General features: G+C 36.0%; 21 protein-coding genes and 1 pseudogene. 4 read left to right on the top strand and 18 right to left on the bottom strand.

Annotated elements, in window-relative coordinates; genetic code table 11:
* The 5 genes from comGB to BK580_RS07500 form a co-directional block, all read right to left on the bottom strand.
* Entirely contained in the window at positions 1-1,044 is a 1,044-nt protein-coding gene (gene comGB / locus BK580_RS07520) for a competence type IV pilus assembly protein ComGB (protein WP_169864853.1), read from the bottom strand.
* Complete coding sequence (gene comGA / locus BK580_RS07515; RefSeq protein WP_078379731.1) at positions 1,025-2,092, bottom strand: competence type IV pilus ATPase ComGA; 1,068 nt, start codon at positions 2,090-2,092, stop codon at positions 1,025-1,027. Before comGA ends, comGB begins: the two co-directional genes overlap by 20 nt.
* 162 nt (positions 2,093-2,254) lie before the next feature.
* The gene (locus tag BK580_RS07510) at positions 2,255-2,770 is read right to left on the bottom strand and encodes a type 1 glutamine amidotransferase domain-containing protein (RefSeq protein WP_078379730.1); all 516 of its coding nucleotides are present in this window, start codon (positions 2,768-2,770) and stop codon (positions 2,255-2,257) included.
* Positions 2,771-2,835: 65 nt separating this feature from the next.
* Positions 2,836-4,152 (bottom strand): lysine N(6)-hydroxylase/L-ornithine N(5)-oxygenase family protein, encoded by a 1,317-nt coding sequence (locus BK580_RS07505; RefSeq protein WP_078379729.1) that lies wholly within the window; start codon positions 4,150-4,152, stop codon positions 2,836-2,838.
* Positions 4,153-4,356: 204 nt separating this feature from the next.
* Positions 4,357-5,625, bottom strand: coding sequence for an ATP-binding protein (locus BK580_RS07500; protein ID WP_078379728.1), 1,269 nt, complete (start codon positions 5,623-5,625; stop codon positions 4,357-4,359).
* 311 nt (positions 5,626-5,936) lie between these two features.
* Here BK580_RS07500 and BK580_RS23520 point away from each other — a divergent pair, with 311 nt between their 5' ends.
* Entirely contained in the window at positions 5,937-6,086 is a 150-nt protein-coding gene (locus BK580_RS23520) for a hypothetical protein (RefSeq protein ID WP_169864850.1), read from the top strand.
* A gap of 63 nt (positions 6,087-6,149) precedes the next feature.
* Here BK580_RS23520 and BK580_RS07495 read toward each other — a convergent pair whose 3' ends face one another.
* The 5 genes from BK580_RS07495 to BK580_RS07475 all read right to left on the bottom strand — a co-directional run bounded on the left by BK580_RS07495 (position 6,150) and on the right by BK580_RS07475 (position 8,365).
* Positions 6,150-6,233 carry a YjcZ family sporulation protein gene (locus tag BK580_RS07495; RefSeq protein WP_078379727.1) on the bottom strand — a complete coding sequence of 28 codons (84 nt, stop codon included), beginning with the start codon at positions 6,231-6,233 and terminating at the stop codon, positions 6,150-6,152.
* A gap of 233 nt (positions 6,234-6,466) precedes the next feature.
* On the bottom strand, positions 6,467-7,534 hold the full coding sequence (locus BK580_RS07490; protein WP_078379726.1) for an undecaprenyldiphospho-muramoylpentapeptide beta-N-acetylglucosaminyltransferase: 1,068 nt from the start codon (positions 7,532-7,534) through the stop codon (positions 6,467-6,469).
* A 129-nt stretch (positions 7,535-7,663) separates the two neighbouring features.
* Complete coding sequence (locus BK580_RS07485) at positions 7,664-7,828, bottom strand: YvrJ family protein (RefSeq protein WP_078379725.1); 165 nt, start codon at positions 7,826-7,828, stop codon at positions 7,664-7,666.
* A 70-nt stretch (positions 7,829-7,898) separates the two neighbouring features.
* Entirely contained in the window at positions 7,899-8,114 is a 216-nt protein-coding gene (locus BK580_RS07480; protein WP_078379724.1) for a DUF2922 domain-containing protein, read from the bottom strand.
* 35 nt (positions 8,115-8,149) lie between these two features.
* Positions 8,150-8,365: a DUF1659 domain-containing protein gene (locus tag BK580_RS07475; RefSeq protein WP_078379723.1), complete on the bottom strand. Its 216-nt coding sequence runs from the start codon at positions 8,363-8,365 to the stop codon at positions 8,150-8,152.
* 249 nt (positions 8,366-8,614) lie between these two features.
* Here BK580_RS07475 and BK580_RS07470 point away from each other — a divergent pair, with 249 nt between their 5' ends.
* The gene (locus tag BK580_RS07470) at positions 8,615-8,857 is read left to right on the top strand and encodes a DUF2626 domain-containing protein (RefSeq protein WP_078379722.1); all 243 of its coding nucleotides are present in this window, start codon (positions 8,615-8,617) and stop codon (positions 8,855-8,857) included.
* Between the two features lie 234 nt (positions 8,858-9,091).
* Here BK580_RS07470 and BK580_RS07465 read toward each other — a convergent pair whose 3' ends face one another.
* Together BK580_RS07465 and BK580_RS07460 are read right to left on the bottom strand one after the other, a co-directional pair.
* Positions 9,092-10,252 carry a class I SAM-dependent methyltransferase gene (locus BK580_RS07465; protein WP_078379721.1) on the bottom strand — a complete coding sequence of 387 codons (1,161 nt, stop codon included), beginning with the start codon at positions 10,250-10,252 and terminating at the stop codon, positions 9,092-9,094.
* 2 nt (positions 10,253-10,254) lie between these two features.
* Positions 10,255-10,887: an MBL fold metallo-hydrolase gene (locus BK580_RS07460; protein ID WP_078379720.1), complete on the bottom strand. Its 633-nt coding sequence runs from the start codon at positions 10,885-10,887 to the stop codon at positions 10,255-10,257.
* Between the two features lie 86 nt (positions 10,888-10,973).
* Between BK580_RS07460 and BK580_RS07455 the strand changes: the two genes are divergently transcribed.
* Positions 10,974-11,459 carry a hypothetical protein gene (locus tag BK580_RS07455; protein ID WP_139364853.1) on the top strand — a complete coding sequence of 162 codons (486 nt, stop codon included), beginning with the start codon at positions 10,974-10,976 and terminating at the stop codon, positions 11,457-11,459.
* Between the two features lie 101 nt (positions 11,460-11,560).
* Positions 11,561-11,734: a DUF2759 domain-containing protein gene (locus BK580_RS07450; RefSeq protein WP_078379718.1), complete on the top strand. Its 174-nt coding sequence runs from the start codon at positions 11,561-11,563 to the stop codon at positions 11,732-11,734.
* 172 nt (positions 11,735-11,906) lie between these two features.
* Here the strand turns inward: BK580_RS07450 and BK580_RS07445 are convergent, their stop codons facing one another.
* The 6 genes and pseudogenes from BK580_RS07445 to BK580_RS07420 form a co-directional block, all read right to left on the bottom strand.
* Positions 11,907-12,224: an MTH1187 family thiamine-binding protein gene (locus BK580_RS07445; protein ID WP_078379717.1), complete on the bottom strand. Its 318-nt coding sequence runs from the start codon at positions 12,222-12,224 to the stop codon at positions 11,907-11,909.
* An 18-nt stretch (positions 12,225-12,242) separates the two neighbouring features.
* A complete protein-coding gene (locus BK580_RS07440) occupies positions 12,243-13,376 on the bottom strand; it encodes a YqgU-like beta propeller domain-containing protein (protein WP_078379716.1) in 1,134 nt (377 codons plus the stop codon).
* A 196-nt stretch (positions 13,377-13,572) separates the two neighbouring features.
* Positions 13,573-14,766 (bottom strand): M14 family metallopeptidase, encoded by a 1,194-nt coding sequence (locus tag BK580_RS07435; RefSeq protein WP_078379715.1) that lies wholly within the window; start codon positions 14,764-14,766, stop codon positions 13,573-13,575.
* 167 nt (positions 14,767-14,933) lie between these two features.
* Positions 14,934-16,835: an LTA synthase family protein gene (locus tag BK580_RS07430; RefSeq protein WP_078379714.1), complete on the bottom strand. Its 1,902-nt coding sequence runs from the start codon at positions 16,833-16,835 to the stop codon at positions 14,934-14,936.
* Positions 16,836-17,195: 360 nt separating this feature from the next.
* Positions 17,196-18,155 (bottom strand): ROK family glucokinase, encoded by a 960-nt coding sequence (locus BK580_RS07425; RefSeq protein WP_078379713.1) that lies wholly within the window; start codon positions 18,153-18,155, stop codon positions 17,196-17,198.
* Positions 18,156-18,171: 16 nt separating this feature from the next.
* A pseudogene (locus BK580_RS07420) lies at positions 18,172-18,361 on the bottom strand (YqgQ family protein).
* Positions 18,362-18,378 lie beyond the last annotated feature (17 nt).

Genomic DNA, 18,378 nt, shown 5'->3' with positions numbered 1-18,378 from the left:
TTATAATCCTCCTAAAAGTTGAAACATCGGAATAAAAATGCAGAGATATAGTACTAAAACGAATGCTCCGATAGCTAAAAATAAACATGGCTGGATTTTTCCAAGCAAACTTTCTGATTTTTTTTGTAAGTTTGCTAATAATAAACGGCTATATTCCTCTAATTCACGAGAAAGTCTACCATTTTTTTGACCGTGTAAGATGACAGAAGCTAATCCCTTTTCAAATACCATATCTCTTTGAATCAGTTGTTCGAATTTTTCTCCTTCAATTAACCGCTCCCGAAATTCCGCCGCTCTCACTTGAAAATAGGCATGATAGGTTTGTTGCTCAAACACAGAAATCGCTTCATTAATCGTCATACCACTAGAGAGTAAACTACTTAGTTGTTGTGAAAAGTAATGGGAATAGTGAAGCGATAGGAATGATTTGAGGAGAGGTATTTTCATTAAAAGTTTGAGTTTTTTTGTAGGGTGGATTCGCTTTGCGTAAATACGAGTGAGTAACAAGAGACAACCAATCAAAATAGCCGTAAAAAAAAGCAATTGGGGTAGCTTACTTATAACGATGAAAAACATCGTAATTCCTTTGTGTAGTGCAATATTCATTTGCTGAAATAACTGGTTAAATTGTGGTAGCAAGACAGTTTGAACAAAGATTAGCATGATTAAAACAAGGAAAAGCAAGAAAATTGGATAGCGAATTATCTCCATGAGCTTTTGATGATAATACCTCTTTCTTTGCATTAATTGACCTGCAGTTTTAAAGGCATCTCCTAAATTCCCATGTTTTTGCGAAAAAAAAAGTAGGGATAAAACATCTTGATGAAAATCAAGCATCTCAAGTACTTTATGGATGCTAAAGCCATTTTTCAACTCCTGTATTGCTCTTAATAGGTCATTGCTTTTCTTCTTATCCTCATAATAGATGCTCATCAATTCAATTGCTTCTAATAAAGAATAACCGTTTGAATATAAATCTCCTACACGAATAAGAAACTCTTCTTGTGCTTTTATACTCCATCTTTTATTGCTCCGTGCCATCATAGACCCATCTCTCATACTCACTATTTTGGATAAACCCTAGTGCAATTCCTTTTTTAATTACTTCTTTAAGCGTCGGATAGCCTAATACTACATTTTCTCCATTGCATTCTTTCATGACCTTTACTAACTCTCTCCCATAGAGCAGTTCATGGACACTAGCTAAGCGATGGCTTCGGTACTTTCTGCAAAAGGTTGAACACTCCTGCTGACAAAAAGGACACTTTAACTCTACTAATCGTTGAGCAGAGATGGCAATAAGTGTCTGTTCTAACTCCTGTTGTGTTACACCAAATTCTAACAACCGATAAACTGCTCCTTTGGCATCCCGAGTATGCAGTGTACTCAATACTAGATGACCTGTGAGCGAAGCCCTTATCGCAATTTTTGCTGTTTCCTCATCTCTTATTTCTCCAACCATAATGATATCAGGATCATGGCGAAGTATTGCTTTTAATCCTGTGGTATAAGTGATACCAGCTTTTTCGTTTACTTGAACTTGTAGGACATGTTTACTTTTTCTTTCTACAGGGTCCTCGAGCGTGATAATATTTCGCTGGAGCATAGATTTTGTTTCTTCTAGTAGGGAATAGAGCGTTGTAGATTTTCCAGAGCCAGTCGGACCTGTAAATAGAATTAATCCGTGGGAATATTTCATTAAAGATAATAACTTTGTAGTAGAGTTTGGAAATAAGGATAGATATTTTAATGGATGATGGGAATCTTGGGGTAGAATTCGAATAACTAGGCTTTCATGATAAAAAGTTGGGAGTGTGGAGAGCCGAAGATTAATTTGTTTGGAGTCAATCATTAAGGTTAATGCGCCATTTTGTGGTTTTCTTGTTTCTCCAATGTCCATAGAAGCCTGGAACTTAAGATGGGAAACTATTCTTTCGTAAATCTCGAGTGACACTTCTTCCTGATCATATAAATAATGATCCATCCGAAACATAAGGCACGCTGTCTTCTCTTGTGGTTTCATGTGAATATCGGATACACGCAACCGAATGGCTTGACGAATAATTTCTTCACACTTTTTTTCAATATTCATTTTTCACCTCTAGTTCTTGGATTAAGGTAGCCGAATTCCTTTCTTAAATTTTTTGCTTACTCTCATAAATTTCTACAAAACTCGAGTTATTCCTGCAAGGTTTTTAAATATTTTTCAAAAAAACTACCAGACTTTTAAAACTGCCTGGTAGTTTTTTGCTAATTATTTCAACAATTTTAATGACTCACGGATAAAAGCAGGTAAGTCATCTGGTGTTCTACTGGAGACGAGCTGATCATGGCAAACGACTACCTCTTTGTCGTGAAAAGTGGCTCCTGCATTTTGTAAATCCACTTTAATTGAAGTATATCCTGTCACATCTCGCCCTTTTAAAGCCTCGGCTGTTATTAATAACTGAGGACCATGGCAGATTGCGAACACTGGTTTCTTGTCATCCATAAACGCTTTGGTAAAAATAACGAAGCGATCATCCGCTCGTAATATGTCTGGTGAGAAGCCACCTGGAATGAATAGTGCATCGAAGTCTTCTGGTTTTACATCTTCTATCCCAGCATCAATAGTTACTTTCGTGTCTTCTGATTTCCCTTTAACAGTCTCACCTTTAGTTTTCTCTATGACAGTTACTTCATGACCTGCTTCTTTAAATGCCTTAACTGGTTCTGTGTATTCTGAGTCCTCGAACATATTTGTTACAACTACAGCAATTTTTTTACTCATTTTCTATCGACTCCTTCTACATATAGTTACATAAGTTAAAATACCCTTCCTCTAACTTTGTAAACTTAGTTTTTCATCTCAGGCCTAAACTGTTGGAAGACTGTATCATTCTTCAAAGGATAAAGTTCCTTTCCAGCTATATCATTAATGATTGTTTGATTCCGCATAACAGCTAAGCTTAGGTTTGTTGCTGCTGTTCCATGACTGTGCTCTAAATTAGTAGATGCATAAATATGATTAGCACGCTTTTCTTTCCATACAATCCGGAACTTCTCATCTACCTGAAACTCCTTATCACTTTCCCATACCATTTCTGCTTTTTTATCCCAAATCCATTCTGGAATATGAGGCTTATAACCTGTCGCTACCACTACTTTTTCTACTTTTCTAACAAAGCTTTCTTCCGTTTCCCACTGCATACATTGAAGTTCTACTTCCACTCCATGTTCTTTGATTTCCTCTACTTCTGTTAAGGGTTGGATGATGATATTTTTATCTCTACCTTCGACTGACCGGTTGTATAACAAATCATAGATATTAATTAAGGTTTCTTTATCTACTCCATTACGCACCGTTTGAAGACGACCAAGCGCTTCTTTTCGCTTTTCGTAATCTAAGCTATGGAAATAGTGAACGTAGTCCGGGGAAAATACTTCCTGACCTAACTTCCCAGTTTCGAGCTGAGAAAAGAGGGCTGATCTTGTATACCATGTTAGTGAATAATGGAAATGCTTTTGATCTACTAGCAATTCATAAAAAACCTCGGCTGCACTTTGCCCGGAGCCAACGACAACAACTGATGAAGCTTCTTTAATATCGGATGCATTTGGCAAGTAATCGCTAGTATGTACGACATTATTTTGCTTGCCACGACTAAAACTTTCCGGAACAAAAGGGATGCTTCCTGTCCCAAGAACAACATGCTTTGTGAAATATAGTTTTGTCTCACCAGTATCCAACCTATGAACCGTTACTTGATATGCAGACACTCCATTGTGCTCAGTCTCTTTTACATCTACTACGACAGATTGAAAATGACAAGCTTTCAGTTGATCAGCTACCCACTTGGCATATAAATTATATTCTCTTCTAGGAATATCAAATCTCTTGAAAAAATAAAACTGATATAAGCGATTTTGTTTATGCACGTAATTTAAGAAACTATACTTACTGGTAGGATCTGCAAAAGTTACTAGGTCCGCCAGAAATGGTACCTGTAAATCCGCTTCCTCGATTAACATACCTGGATGCCATTCAAAGCACTCAGCCTTATCAAAAAAGATTGCCTTGATACTGTCTTGGTTATCTAATAGCGCCGCAAGCCCTAGGTTAAAGGGACCTATACCAACGCCAATACAATCATAAAGTACATGCTCTGACATGAAATTCCCCCATTTTATCTAAATTCTTTATCTTTATTCATACCCAGTTTTAGCTAATAATCTTCTACACAACAAAAAAAAGGACAGAAGAATCTCTGTCCTAAATAATCCCGTGTACGAAAGGAGAAGGAAGCTGTACACTAATCATTCTATGTTAGTTTCTCCAGAGTGCTTGGTCATCTATCTTCTATCAAACGCACATTTTTAAATGGTTGATAGTGAAATAGATACCGTCGTCCCTTTTCCTTCTTCACTTTCAATATATAATTGACCATTGTGTTCTTGTATAATCTTGTTAGTAATAGTTAATCCAAGGCCCATACCTTTTTCTTTTGAGGTAAAAAAAGGATTACCTAGCTGATCAATATTAGCTTCTCTAATACCTATTCCATCATCTTTAATCTTTATCGTTAAGTAATTGGGCGTGGTCATTTCAGCTGAAATTTCGATTAATCCACCTTCTGGCATTGCTTCCATCGCATTTTTAATAATATTTAAAAATACTTGCTTTAAACCGTTCACGTCACCTTTAACCATAGTCGTTTCCACAATATTTTTCACATCAATATGTATATTTCCCTGCTTTGTCTCATTGCTAACTAAGTTCGATACATAATGAATAACTTCTGTCAGTGGCACTGGTAGTAATTTTTTGGTTGGCGGCTTAGATAGCACTAACATTTCACTTACAATATCATTAATTCGATCGATCTCTGATAACACTAGATTAACGTGATTTTGATTTGCTTTTCCAGACTTTTTTATTAGTTGGATAAAGCCTTTAATAGCCGTTAACGGATTTTTTATTTCATGAGCAATTCCAGCTGACATTTCCCCCACCACAGAAAGCTTTTCCTTCGTTAAAAGTAAACTCTCTGCCTTCTTTAAAGAAGAAATATCCCTCCCGATTGTCACCAGTGCCCTTCTTTTACCATCTGGATAAAATAAAGGAACCTTGATAACATCAAATGTTTTCCGTTCTCCACAAGGTAAAAGAAACGATTCTTCATCCCTAGTGATTTTTCCATCTTGCCACGTTTGTTCGTCCGTTTCCATGCAATAAGCAAATGCTTCTTTAAAATGGGGGGAGTATTCACCAAGCTCTAAATCTGTTTTACCTTGATAATCTACTTCTTGCAAATCATATAAGGCGAGTCCGTAATCATTAGCAAGTACCCATTTACCTGCACCATCTTTAAAACAAACAAAGTCAGGCATATTATTAATTAAAGTCGATAGTTCACTCTTTTTTTGCTCTAATTCTTTTAGAGCCTCATGCTTTTTGATTATCAAATAGATAAGCAAAGCTGTGATTATAATAAACAACCAACCCTTTAGCAAATTTACATATTCTACAATTATCAGATTATTATTTTGGTTTAAACTATAAAGCCAATAATCAGTCAGTGAAATCCATAAGATACCAAAGCCTAAATAGATTAATGGTATAAACCTTAGCCATTTATTCTTCATACAATACCCCTATTTATCTAGATAGTCTTTTATTTTTGAGAAGAATTCATTTTATTAGAACAAAGAAGCATTTTCAATAATGTATACTTCATTATAAAGCTTTCCCCCAAAAATAAATACAAAGTCCTGGTTGGGAAAGTCTCTGTCTAAATCACGTTTTAATTCTACCTTTTCATTATACACTTTCCCAAGTTGCAAATTCTATATACTTCTGATTTTCTGCTGGACTCTAAAGAGGTATGTCTAATGTTTAATGAGGGAGCACAATAGGGAATATAATCGATAAACCTTATTATGAAAGGGAGATGAATATGGAAGATAAAGATGTAAGAGTGGAAAAAAGAGAAACAAAAGAAGATAGAGGACTTGTGGCATCTACTTTCATCAAATATACTGCATACTTAGTTATCTTTTTCGGCATCATGTGGTTTATCATTTCCTATCTATTACCGATGATTTAATAACGATTATTAAGAGAAAGACATGGAAGGGACTAAACCACCTTCCATGTCTTTATTAGTTTTTTAGTAAAACGATTTTCCTACAATCACTAGTAAAATAAACAATACTAAAATTAACACAAAATTGTTACCATAAGATCCACTCATACCAACACTCCTTCCACCAAGTGATAGTATATTCTATGAAACCTCTGTCCCATGTGTATAGACAAGTGTTCTATTAATAGTTAGATATCCAATAAGTTTCGTAATTTTTCCCAAAAAACATAAAAAAAGCTTGCTGCTGTACACATTGCATCCGTTATTACCTTTTAATCTACCGGTAATCAAAAAACAATCTCTAGCGGAAGGTCCCGTTAGAGATTGTTTTGAGAACATTATTATTTTGCAGCCTTTATAATTTCAGCAAGAATAATTTCCAATGTATTAGGTGCACTATTTTTATTCATGTTAGTTTCTAGTATTTCTTTGTTTGTTTTCAGTTCTTCTATATGACTTGCAAGAGTAGCTTCGGTTAGTTCTTCTTCCAATAATACCTTAGCAAATCCCTGCTTCTCAAAGGATTCTGCGTTTAGTATTTGATCTCCCCTACTTGCATTTCGTGACAGTGGAATAAGTAGCATTGGTTTTCGCAAGGCTAAAAATTCAAAAATAGAGTTTGCTCCCGCTCTTGAAATAATAAATTGTGATGCGGCTAAAATATCTGGCAATTCATTTGAAATGTATTCAAACTGTTTATAACCCTTCACATTTTGCAAGCTAGTATCTACATTTCCTTTCCCGCAAATGTGTACAATTTGAAAATCTTCCGTTAAGGCTGGTAAGATGGCCCGAACCGTTTCATTGATTTTTTTTGCCCCTAGGCTTCCCCCCATAATGGTTAAAATTGGTTTAGGAGCATGAAAACCTAACCATGCTTTCCCTTCGCTGACTCTTCCTTTAAAGAGTTCCTCACGTATTGGAGAGCCTGTGAATAAGACGCGCTCCTTTGGAAAATGCTTTAACGTCTCATCAAAGGTTACAAATACTTTTGTCGCAAACTTTGTAGCTATTTTATTGGCTAACCCCGGCGTGATATCAGATTCATGGATAATCACCGGAATTTTCAACATTTTTGCGGCAATTACTACAGGTACCGTAACAAACCCGCCTTTAGAGAAAACTAATCTTGGTTTTACTTTTCGTAAAATGAAATATGCATCCATAACACCCTTCATTATTTTTAGAGGGTCTGAAAAGTTTTTCCAATCAAAATACCTTCTTAGTTTTCCGCTAGAAATTCCATGAAAGGGAATGTTTTCTTTATTAATAATATCCTCTTCTATCCCTTTTCGAGATCCGATATATGTAATGTCCCAGCCTTTTTCCTTCATTTTATTCATAATGGCAATGTTAGGAGTAACGTGTCCAGCAGAACCCCCACCAGTAAATACAATTTTATTTTTCACATTTCATCATCCTTTACCTCTTAACTCTCTACCCTATATTATTATCGAAATGCAGAAGAAAGGCAAAAATTTTTATAAAGCGCAAAAAATAACCCAATGAACAGAGGTTTCAGCCATTGGGTGCTACACTTATTTCGTACTACGCTTCGGTTGCGAATGAAAAGTTAATTGATAAGGAAGTTGCTGGAGCGTTTTTGTTACATTGTCCAATCTTTTTTCAATACGATGTAACAAATAAAACGTCACCACAATCGGAAACCCCACTTCACTAACCCATGCCCACCATTGCTCCATCATTATTTTCTCCTTTCTTCCTATTTACAACAGAAAAGGCCTACTGAGGTAGACCTTTTCATGCTATACATTATGGCAAATCAATCTCTGTCACATGTCGTTCAATAATTCTTCCACCAACTGCAGAAACAAAATTTCCACCTGCTGATGTGAACACATTTGCTTCGACAATAGCATCCATCGCAATTTCCAATTCTTCTGATGTAACGCCAGGTCTCGGATCATCGATAGAAATTTTTACAGATTTCCCTTCCTCATTTAAAAACAATAGCTCTAATGTAAACATTCTACTCCCTCCTCTCCCCATTATTTAAGACGTTATTACCCTATAAAATGAAGCTCATTTCGCTTCACACTAGCTACTGGTGTTTCCTGTAAGCTAGAAATAGCAAAAGCTGCTGCCAATAAACCTTCCACCTGTGCATCCGCTTTAATGTTGTTGTAATTCTTAGTGCGGTACTGCATTCTACCATTACCATCCTCGCCTAACTCATACACTAAACGTAGTTGAGTATTTTCAATTGTTACCTCAGCCATGCTCTCACCCCCCTTCACCTCTTATATAAAAAGTAAGAGCAAAAAAGTAGCGTGCCAAAAAAACAACACCTAATTTACTTAAGCAAACCACAATCAATTGGTGTATAATTTAGCTACCACTTGAGAAAAATGTATTTATTAAGCAATCGTCACAAACTAGAAACAAACACTTATTTACAAGTAAACTATCGGTACATTATAATAGGTAAGTGACAAGCATATGGAATAGTGCGTAAGGAGGGGATACATATGGATCGTATGTACCGTGTAATGGGTTTCTGGACAGGGATATTTGCTGTTATGTTCTACCTTGGACACATGACTCAAACGTCTTTACTTTTCTTCGGACAAACGGTATTCTTCATTTTATTAAGTTACTTAAAGCTATCTGAACGTATGTACATTTACATTTTTGGTGCATATTTAACGATTTTCTTTGTTGCCTTTTCGTATTGGACAACATTTATGATGGTACCAGGTGGAGGACATTAAACATAGGTAGTTAAATGGAAAAAGCGCTGACATTTGTCAACGCTTTTTTCATTTAGCTACCCTGAAAATACGGAGGCCTCTTTGAACACCCTGTTGATTTCCGTGCCAGGTGTTCGCTTTCCGCGGGGCGCTTGTGGAGCCTCCTCGGCTTTTCCTGCGGGGGTCTCCACAAAACGCTACTTCCCGCAGGAGTCTCACACCTTGCACTACAATCTACAGGGGAGACAGAGATACTTAACATTCCACCTTTTCATTATCCATGGTGCAATTTTTCTTTACATTGCATGGGTCTATGATTCCATTCCATGAATTTTTAATATTTTTTTCATGGATTAGTATTTGAAAGGATTGGCTCCATCCCGAATCTAAAATCAAGCTTCTGATGGCTCGGTTTCTTTTACTTTTTTCTGAGAAAGGATTGCTATCAAAATTTTCTTGCAGATAAGTTAATATCCCAGCTTCCACTAAGAAATCACCTTGACGTTTTTGACAAACAGGCGTTAATCCTTCCGTTTCAAAAACAGCTTCTAGAGCATTGATATGTATATGTGTTGTTAAATCCATTTCACTTGGATGCTGCAAGGGGTCTGTTACTAATGTATGCTGATAATATCCTCTCAGGCTCCCTTCAACGTGCTCAGGCAGTGCTAATTCAGCAAAAGTATAACCGTAGTCGACCGTTATAATGGAACCCTTCTCTAGAAAGCCAGATAGCTTTTTGGCGTATTCCTCCATCGCCAACGGAACTTCTACTCGTTGCCCTTCTTTTAATTTAAGTTGATGAAAACTGATATACTCTAAAATACGTTGTGTAGAAACATTACCTATGCATTCTTCTAAGGTATCCGCTTCATTTAATGTAACGAAAACCTCCATTATTTCCCCATCTTTTCTCTCTACTACATGAACAGGAAAAGCATCAAAGAGTTCATTAGAAAAGACGATTCCCTCCATCTGCGTTTGTGGAATATCTTCAAGAGAGGAGTAATAGTGCACATTTTCCTCGTTAACTAATAATTCCTTTTGGCATTTAAGGTGGAATGGGCTCGTTTCAATCATGTTATAAATCACAGATTGATAAAAAGTCTCATCTATTTTCTTCCATTCTTCTAAGAGCTGTTTCGCAAATCTTCCTGTCCCTCCACCTATTTCACAAATCATAGGTTGTATGGCATTTTTCTTAAAGTAGTTAATAAACAAGCCCGCAAACAACTTCCCATACATATCCGAAACATTACTAGAAGTTAGGAAATCCCCTTTTGCGCCTACCTTTTCTTTCTCTTTCATGTAATAGCCATGTTTGGGATGATAGAGTACTTCCGCCATGTAATCAGCATACGTTATTTTCCGTTGGGCTGTATTAGTAATCCTTTCCTTTAAAAAAGCAGGAATCATTTCTAAAATCCATTTAAGAATGGATTACTGTCCATTTCTCTTTCTACAGTGGTTGTCATTCCATGTCCAGATAGAACCGTTGTTTCTTCGGGTAAAACTAGTAGTTTATCATGAATACTTTTTATTAGCTGATCATGATTCCCTCCCGGTAGATCTGTTCTACCAATACTACCAGCAAAAAGTGCATCGCCAGAAAATACTGTTTTGGTACTTGCATGGTAAAAACTAATGCTTCCCGGAGAATGACCTGGTGTAAACAAGATATCCAGTTCAAAATTTGAAATAACCAATTTTTCTTCTTGCTGTATTAAGTGATCTGCGGGCTTTGCTGTGATTGGACCGAGTTGAAAGAATTGTGAACCATTTAAACTTGGATCCATTAGCCAATTTTTCTCTTTTTTATGTATATAAACAGGAATCTTCCAATGATCTCGCACGGCATCAACGGCGCCGATATGATCAAAATGAGCATGAGTTAAGAGAATCGCAATAGGCTTTAATGCCTTTTCTTCTATATAAGAAATGAACGCTTCTCCCTCACTACCAGGATCAAAAATCAGGCATTCTTGCTTAGAATTAATTAATAAATACGCATTTGTTTGTAAAGGCCCAAGTGGCAATTGAATCCATTTCATTTTTTATTCACACCTTCCTTGAAGTATCTGCTTATCTATTTTACACTAAAGAAAGAAAGTTGAGAAATGAAAGGAAATTTGCCTATATGAAGTCAATGTTCGGATTGGAAATACAATGTGCCGATGATACTCCACAATACTTTCAAAATCTCTTACTACAACTAAAACATACTACAAGCATCTTTGATGTGGATGACAATTTGTTAATAACAGGTTCTGCAATGGAAGCGAAAGTAATTAAAAACCTTCTAGCTGATCGTTGCTTACTTGAGGAAACATATATGCTTACGTTATTAGAAAACCCTATCACATCACCTATTTTCACTGACTATGGTTTTGTAACAGCTAAGGATAATCATTATCTTTATCACGAAATGATTTCTTCATTTCAAATTACGAGCGGAAAACAAGAAGACATCTCTATGGCTTTAATTCAGATGGATGAATCAATTATTGCGTACGAGGAACAATATAAAAAACTCTATTTTTTTGATCGAGAAAGTCAAGAGTTCATCCAAAAAGTTGCACAAGCATATGACATAGAAGTGTCATTTTTGGACCTCGACAAATAGTAGGAAAAGATTTAAAATATAGAAGGAGTGTAATGTCTTATTACATACTTTATTTTTCGTAGTTTCATTCAAATAGAAATGATTCCGAAAGGAGCGTTAACATGCCATTAGTTATTATCTTTGGTCTAGTAACGATCTTAGCTTTATTTGCTATCGTTCGTTCTTTACGTGAGAAGAACTTCTTAGCCGTACTATTCGCTTTTGGAACAGTTGCAGTATTCGGTTGGTTTACGGTTATGACTATTATTGAATCTGGCTACCCTGTAGCACACTAATCAAAAAAGCAAAAAAGAGTATTTCGCTTAAATGCGGGATACTCTTTTTTTGAACTATTTTAGAAAAAATGATTTTAATGACGACCCCTGCATTCAATAAAGCAAATTCTCCCAAAATGAATTTATAACAAGTATCGCCAAGTATCCTTATTTATGGATACTTGGCGATTTTTTAGCGATTTGCTCGCTTTACTTCTACTGAATTCAGCTTATCTTCCATTTTTACTTTTTTATCACGGCGGTCATCTATTCGAATATTAGTCGCTACTCTCTGAAGGCCCTTTTGAAAAGGTGCCTCATGGATTGCTTGAATAACAGAAAAAAGTTCAGGTAGATTTCCTTCAATAATCGTACTCATGGGAGTTAACCGAAATTCAATTTTCCCTTCTTTCTGAAAGCCCACTAAAATCTCTTGAATATCTGCTACATAATCACTTACGCTAGGACCGTCTGTTCCAATCGGAATGACTGTTACATCAACAATTGCCATCTTACTCTCACCTTTCTATTACGAATAATCTATTAAGTCTACCACTTTTTTATTTGGAATAACAATGAGCTGCTCGAATTGATGGCCATATAAACAATATACACCGTTAGGGGAGAATTTAAGTGGCTTATTCTCTAACCCTTCCATCTGTACCTCTAACTCTCCACTTCTCACATCAAAGGTTACTAATTGAAAGGCTTTAGTGTAGCTTTCAATAGAGCCACTTTCTTCAGGAAAAAACGTATAGAACAAACTAGAAGTATCTACATACTCATAAAATGGCGTTAAATAATTGGAGTACATCGATAATAACGGGGCTGTAAACTGTTTTTTCACTTCCACATCGTTGACCTTCATGAACGTGTAATCTGCCATGCTTTCTACAACTGAATTATTAGTCACTGTCATAATATAATCCGAAAAAGCAGAAAACATAATCACGTTTTCTATTAGTTGCTGCGCATTACCTGTTACTAAATCAAAAGTATACAAAGGGGCAGATAGAGAAGGTTCATCTTGATTCCATTTTATATAGCCAACCTTCTTTTCTTCAATCCACTGAATAAATGGATTAGCAAATTCCTGTTCCACCTTTTCCTTTGTCACTACATCTAAAAGGAATCCTTCATATGACCAATCTTCTAAAAAAGAAGAGACGGCAATTTGCTTATCAGTGTACGGGTTCCATGAGTATACTAAGTCCTGTGAGGCAGGAAAACTCCAGTTGGTTACAAGTTCACCGTCAGAATCCACGACACTTATATTCCCTTCTGAAAATGATGGAGCAGTTTGAATCACAAATAATTTATGAGCTGCATTTGCTTCCACTGAAAGGACCGGATAATCAGAAACAAAAAAAAGTGAGGTTTCTCCTGTTCGAATATTAAAAGTATGTACCTCAGATTGCGTTGCTGTATCAACTGTATATAAAACCGTTTCATCATTTAACCATTCTACTATTGATGAAAACTGTTCAAATGGAACATTTAGTTGTAAAATCGCCTCGGAATCAAAAAACAATGGATTTATCTGCTTTGTAACGGTACGGTTAGAGAGAAAGGGAGCCTCTGAAACTTCCTTGGGGTTAAGAGAAGGCTGACAACCTATTAAAAGAAACATCATTACACTTATGCACACTACTCTTAGTTTCATCCCATCCCCCCTTTTATTTCCTATAATACTTACGATTATGAACTAGGAAAAGTTTCATTACAAGAGCCAAAAGTTAAAATTCCCTGACAATACAATTAAATATATTTTTACATTTTTAGAAAAATGTTGACATTTACTGCAAAACAAAAAAGCAGCCATCTCATTTACAAAAATGAAACGCTGCTAAATATATTTTTTACAAATACAAAGATGCCAAACAAATACCAAAGACCTTTTGATAAATTTGATCAAACTGTGAAAGTGGTAACGGGTTAATTCCCTTTCCTAGCTCCAATGTAAAACCAGGCTTCTTAAATTCTTGAATAAACCAATCTTTGTATCCAGCATGACTGTCTACATATCGTACACTCTTATACAGGCTTACACGTGCAAACTCTGCTGCCATTTTCGCAGACTCCTCAGGTTCACATCCTTCATATCCCCAATAAAATTCTTCCCCTTGTGTATGAAACGCCACGACCATATCAAAGTTTTCTTGTAGCGTCAGTTCAGCCATCGCAATCGCTTCAGGTTCCGTCAATGGAGCATCTCCCGGATAGTCGCGGGGGGCAGGGCTTTTTGGTACTTTTCTATCCTTCTCAATTTGCCAACATGCTGGATACTGATTATTTAAGTCTACCCCTCTAATATTTGCTTTCCACCCTGTAAAGTCATGGCTATTTTGATTCATCTCTAAAACAGAGCACTTATACTTCTCCTTTGCTGGAACGCCATTCAATACAAGGTCTACTCCATCAGGATTAACCATTGGTACAAGTGATAAAGTTACTTGCTCATAGATAGGTACTAAAGGAATTCCTCTCAGTGTTTCATTGGTTGTAATTGCTATTAAGTAATCATTTAGAAAAGTCATTATTACAGAAGTAGTTATCCATTCATTCGCATGAAAACTGCCATTCCAATGCACTTTCTTCTTTCCTTTGCCAAGTTCTATATGACACAGTGGTTTTTTCAGTACAGATTGTCCAATTATAGAACGTTTCAGAAATGGATAAACACGGAATAAACTTTGGATATCACGAGATAACTCGTTTGAATCATACTTTTTTTGGGGATCCACCATTCTTGTTGTAACTCTTATTGGAATGTTAAGGGTTTCCCCTACTTGTAAAACAGAGGGGTTATGATTCTGGTTTAATAAAATTAAGGCATCTATAGGCATTTTCGTTTTCATCGCGATGCTCCAAAACGAATCGCCAGACATCACATTATATCTTTTCATTTGAAAGCCAGGTATCGCTACCTCGGAGCCAATAATTAGATTGTCAGCCTTAGATTTTAAGTTTGATTCCTCAATTAATACTAACGGAACCCCAAACAACTGGCTATAATACCAAAACGAATCCCCTTTTCTAGCAATTACTTGCATCGTTAAAATCACCACCCACTAATTGTCCATACATCCAACGTTGTTATTACCTTATGTGGGTAAGGACGGCCATAGAACGTTAAATTCATTCCGTTTTTGTAGAATTACCGTGATGAACAAGGAAGTCCCGCGAAGCATAGCTTCGCGGGACTTCCTTTTATAACCTTTTAATTATTTTCATCCAGTTTTGTTTCATCCAATTGAATGGAAGTACCATCATAGAATCGCAATAAGTCACCATAAATAATCTTATCGGAGTACTGTAATTCTTTCTTGGCTTTTTCAATAAAAGGATCACATGCTTCTTGGTCGATCTCTTGTTCTGTTGCTTTGTCATAACAAGCATTTTTTGTATAGAGTATCTCATCTGTTACAAAGCCACCATCTCGGAATACTACGAAATTACTACGCTCCTCAGAGAATAAGTCTTCTCCGAATTGAATATCGTTTTTCGTTTCCATTCCAATTAAATGCTTAATGGTTGGTTTTAAATCGATTTGTCCTCCGATTGTATCAAATTCCTTAGGATTCTTATCCGTTACACCTGGAATATGAACAATCATTGGTACACGTTGTAACTGAGCTGTTTCGAAAGGACGAATTTCTTTCCCTAAATATTGGCTCATCGCATCATTATGAGTTTCAGAAATACCATAATGATCACCATACATAATAATTACGGAATTTTCGTATAATCCTGCAGCTTTTAACTCTTCAAAGAAAATTTTAATTGATTCATCTAAATAACGCGCTGTAGGAAAATAACGATTTAAAGTACGACTATTTGAATCATACTCATCAACAAATCTGTCTTCTTCATCCAAAACGAATGGGAAGTGGTTTGTTAATGTGATGAATTTTGCATAAAACGGTTGGTCTATTTCTTGCATATAAGGAATCGATTGTTGAAAGAAATCTACATCCTTTAATCCCCAACCTACAGAGTTTTCTTCATTTACATCATAGCTATCGATATCATAGTAAGTTTCATAACCTAAAGCATCATATATCACATCACGATTCCAGAAACTTTTATTGTTTGCATGGAATACTACTGGCTTATATCCTTCTTCCTTAATTACATTAGGAGTTGCAGTATGGTAGTCATTTGTACCATGTGTAAAGAATACTGCCCCACGTCCAACTGGATATAAGGAATTATCTAATAAAAACTCAGAATCTGATGTTTTACCTTGCCCTGTCTGATGAAAGAAATTGTTAAAATAATAACTTTGATTTTTGATTTCATTTAAAAATGGTGTAACTGGTTCTCCATTGATTTCATTATCAATAACGAAACTCTGTAAAGACTCGAGCTTTACAACAATTACGTTTTTACCTTCAGCAACTCCGAAATAATCGTCATTAGGAGCTTTGTAGTTAGCATTAATATAGTTCTGAATCTCTGCTAACTCACTGCCGTCCGCCATTGCACGTTGAGCACGCGTTTTCGATTGTAATACCGCATCATACACATGATAATTATAAGTTCCTAAGTTTTTCACTAAGATCTCACGGTCAAACGTACGTGTTAACAATTGGGGTCTTTCCGTTTCAGCTAATCCAAGGTTGAATAAGAAAATACCGACAATCGATAAGAAATACAATTTACGAACTTTTGGACGCCATGTCGCAAAACTCACAAAAGATGGTGTCCATTTAGAAAGTACTATTAATATCGCAACATCTGCAAACATTAGTAGGTCAATGGGGTGCATTAATTCTGTAATACTTCCACCAAGGTCACTCATGTTACCAGCTTGGAACAATAAAGGAATGGTGATAAAGTCATTAAAGAATCGGTAGTATACCGCATTTGCATAAAGGACAAATGTAACGATAAAGCTAGTAATAATTAAATAACGTTTTGCCCCTTTTTCACTAAAGAAGAGGGATAAACCTACTATTAGTAAAATAAAGCTTAATGGGTTAATAAATAAAATAAATTCTTGTTTTACGGATTCAATTGTAATATCGAAACTTGTTTTATACACGATATACGTTTTTATCCAAAGCAACACTACTGCAATTAGGATAAAAGGAACTTTTGATTTGAAAGCTTGCTTCATCTTTTTTACCTCCTTAAAAACAAAAGACAGGAAAGCTATATTCATTTTAAATAATTTTTTTCTAACTTAAAGGTTATGAAAAAATGACTACGACATATCTTAAAACTTTTTTAACAAAAAATCAATGGATAATTAATACTGTGAACATAACTGATCGATAGAATAGTAGTATTTAGGCTATTCAACTTACTCTATATATAGACGTTGAACACTCTCAAAAGTTTCAACAAATAACGAAGTTTATATTTTCTGAATTTTAAAATAAAAATGAAGACTCCATAAAGAAGCCTTCATATCAGTGGTTTCCGCTTCTTTTTACCAATTTACCCGTTTGATAAAAAATTTAAACGAAAAAACGAATTATAATTTGGTTTTCGCTAAATACGCCGCTCCAATTACTCCTGCGTCATTACCAAGCGTCGCTTCTACTATCTGCACACCGACTTTTGTTCTTGGGAATAAAAACTTCTCAAAATGATGACGGGTCGGAGATAGCACAGCTTCACCTGCTCGAGATACGCCTCCACCAATAACAATTTTTTCGGGGTTTAATGCATTTGCTAAGTTAGCTAACACTAAACCTAGTGGCGCTGTTACTTTATTAACAATTGCAGTCGCTGCCTCTTCTCCTTCACTTGCAAGATCAAAGATTTTCTTAGCTGAAAGCCCCTCTCCCTTAGCAATCTTTGCAAGAGGACTATTTGGATACAACTTAATTTCTTCCAAAGCAGTTCTTACAATACCTGTTGCTGATGCGATCGTTTCTAAACAACCAGTTTTTCCACAATTACAAGGAGCTCCACCTTCAGGGATTACCGTGATGTGCCCAATTTCTCCTCCAGCACCATTAATACCGTGCACGATTTCTCCATTAGTAATAATTCCACCACCTACACCAGTTCCAAGTGTGACACAGATGATATCCTTTGATCCGTCGCCCGCACCCTTCCACATCTCACCGATTGCTGCAAGGTTGGCATCATTGTCCACTACTACCGGTAAACCTGTTTCAACCTCTAATAGATCTTTTAAAGGGTAGTTTTCCCACCCTAGATTTACTGCTTCATAAATTAAACCTGTCGCCTTGTTAACCGGCCCAGGAGCACCCATCCCAATTGCATATAGTTTAGATTTCGGCTCTTGTAGCTCGTTTAATTTGTGGTCAATCGCCTTTGCGATGTCAGTTGTAATATGCTTTCCCTTTTCGCTAATGTCTGTGCGTATTTCCCATTTGTGAACGATTTCACCATATTGACTTATAAAGGCCATTTTTATCGTGGTGCCACCTAAATCAACGCCAACTAACCATTTGTTCTCCATACTATTCACCTTTTCTTTATCTTTGTTTGGATATTTCTTGTCGTAGTAAAATCATTGCCGCTTGAAAGCTAGAAGAATATAACGTTAGAACGATATAATTCTCTTAACTCGTCCTCCATCAGCTCTAAATCAGCTAATTTATCTCCTGTATAGATGTATGTACCATAGTTTTTCAGCAGCTGTCTTATTTCTAAAGTCGATTTCATCTTTTCACCTTTTTTCG

The organism is Sutcliffiella halmapala (genome assembly GCF_002019665.1).
In the GTDB taxonomy this organism is placed as follows: Bacteria; Bacillota; Bacilli; order Bacillales; family Bacillaceae_I; genus Sutcliffiella_A; species Sutcliffiella_A halmapala.
This window is presented reverse-complemented; position numbering and strand designations above follow the sequence as displayed.

Excerpts from the sequence above, each read along its gene's own strand:
- BK580_RS07480 (WP_078379724.1), bottom strand. The coding sequence starts at position 8,114 with ATGTTTACATTAGAGCTATTGTTTTTAAATGAGGAAGGGAAATCTGTA.
- BK580_RS07445 (WP_078379717.1), bottom strand. The coding sequence starts at position 12,224 with ATGGCAATTGTTGATGTAACAGTCATTCCGATTGGAACAGACGGTCCT.
- comGA (WP_078379731.1), bottom strand. The coding sequence starts at position 2,092 with ATGAATATTGAAAAAAAGTGTGAAGAAATTATTCGTCAAGCCATTCGG.
- BK580_RS07465 (WP_078379721.1), bottom strand. The coding sequence starts at position 10,252 with ATGATTCCTGCTTTTTTAAAGGAAAGGATTACTAATACAGCCCAACGG.
- BK580_RS07500 (WP_078379728.1), bottom strand. The coding sequence starts at position 5,625 with ATGAAGAATAAATGGCTAAGGTTTATACCATTAATCTATTTAGGCTTT.
- comGB (WP_169864853.1), bottom strand. The coding sequence starts at position 1,044 with ATGATGGCACGGAGCAATAAAAGATGGAGTATAAAAGCACAAGAAGAG.
- BK580_RS07450 (WP_078379718.1), top strand. The coding sequence starts at position 11,561 with ATGCCATTAGTTATTATCTTTGGTCTAGTAACGATCTTAGCTTTATTT.
- BK580_RS07495 (WP_078379727.1), bottom strand. The coding sequence starts at position 6,233 with ATGAGTGGATCTTATGGTAACAATTTTGTGTTAATTTTAGTATTGTTT.
- BK580_RS07505 (WP_078379729.1), bottom strand. The coding sequence starts at position 4,152 with ATGTCAGAGCATGTACTTTATGATTGTATTGGCGTTGGTATAGGTCCC.
- BK580_RS07510 (WP_078379730.1), bottom strand. The coding sequence starts at position 2,770 with ATGAGTAAAAAAATTGCTGTAGTTGTAACAAATATGTTCGAGGACTCA.
- BK580_RS07485 (WP_078379725.1), bottom strand. The coding sequence starts at position 7,828 with ATGGAGCAATGGTGGGCATGGGTTAGTGAAGTGGGGTTTCCGATTGTG.
- BK580_RS07475 (WP_078379723.1), bottom strand. The coding sequence starts at position 8,365 with ATGGCTGAGGTAACAATTGAAAATACTCAACTACGTTTAGTGTATGAG.
- BK580_RS07425 (WP_078379713.1), bottom strand. The coding sequence starts at position 18,155 with ATGGAGAACAAATGGTTAGTTGGCGTTGATTTAGGTGGCACCACGATA.
- BK580_RS23520 (WP_169864850.1), top strand. The coding sequence starts at position 5,937 with ATGGAAGATAAAGATGTAAGAGTGGAAAAAAGAGAAACAAAAGAAGAT.
- BK580_RS07455 (WP_139364853.1), top strand. The coding sequence starts at position 10,974 with ATGAAGTCAATGTTCGGATTGGAAATACAATGTGCCGATGATACTCCA.
- BK580_RS07440 (WP_078379716.1), bottom strand. The coding sequence starts at position 13,376 with ATGAAACTAAGAGTAGTGTGCATAAGTGTAATGATGTTTCTTTTAATA.
- BK580_RS07460 (WP_078379720.1), bottom strand. The coding sequence starts at position 10,887 with ATGAAATGGATTCAATTGCCACTTGGGCCTTTACAAACAAATGCGTAT.
- BK580_RS07430 (WP_078379714.1), bottom strand. The coding sequence starts at position 16,835 with ATGAAGCAAGCTTTCAAATCAAAAGTTCCTTTTATCCTAATTGCAGTA.
- BK580_RS07435 (WP_078379715.1), bottom strand. The coding sequence starts at position 14,766 with ATGCAAGTAATTGCTAGAAAAGGGGATTCGTTTTGGTATTATAGCCAG.
- BK580_RS07470 (WP_078379722.1), top strand. The coding sequence starts at position 8,615 with ATGGATCGTATGTACCGTGTAATGGGTTTCTGGACAGGGATATTTGCT.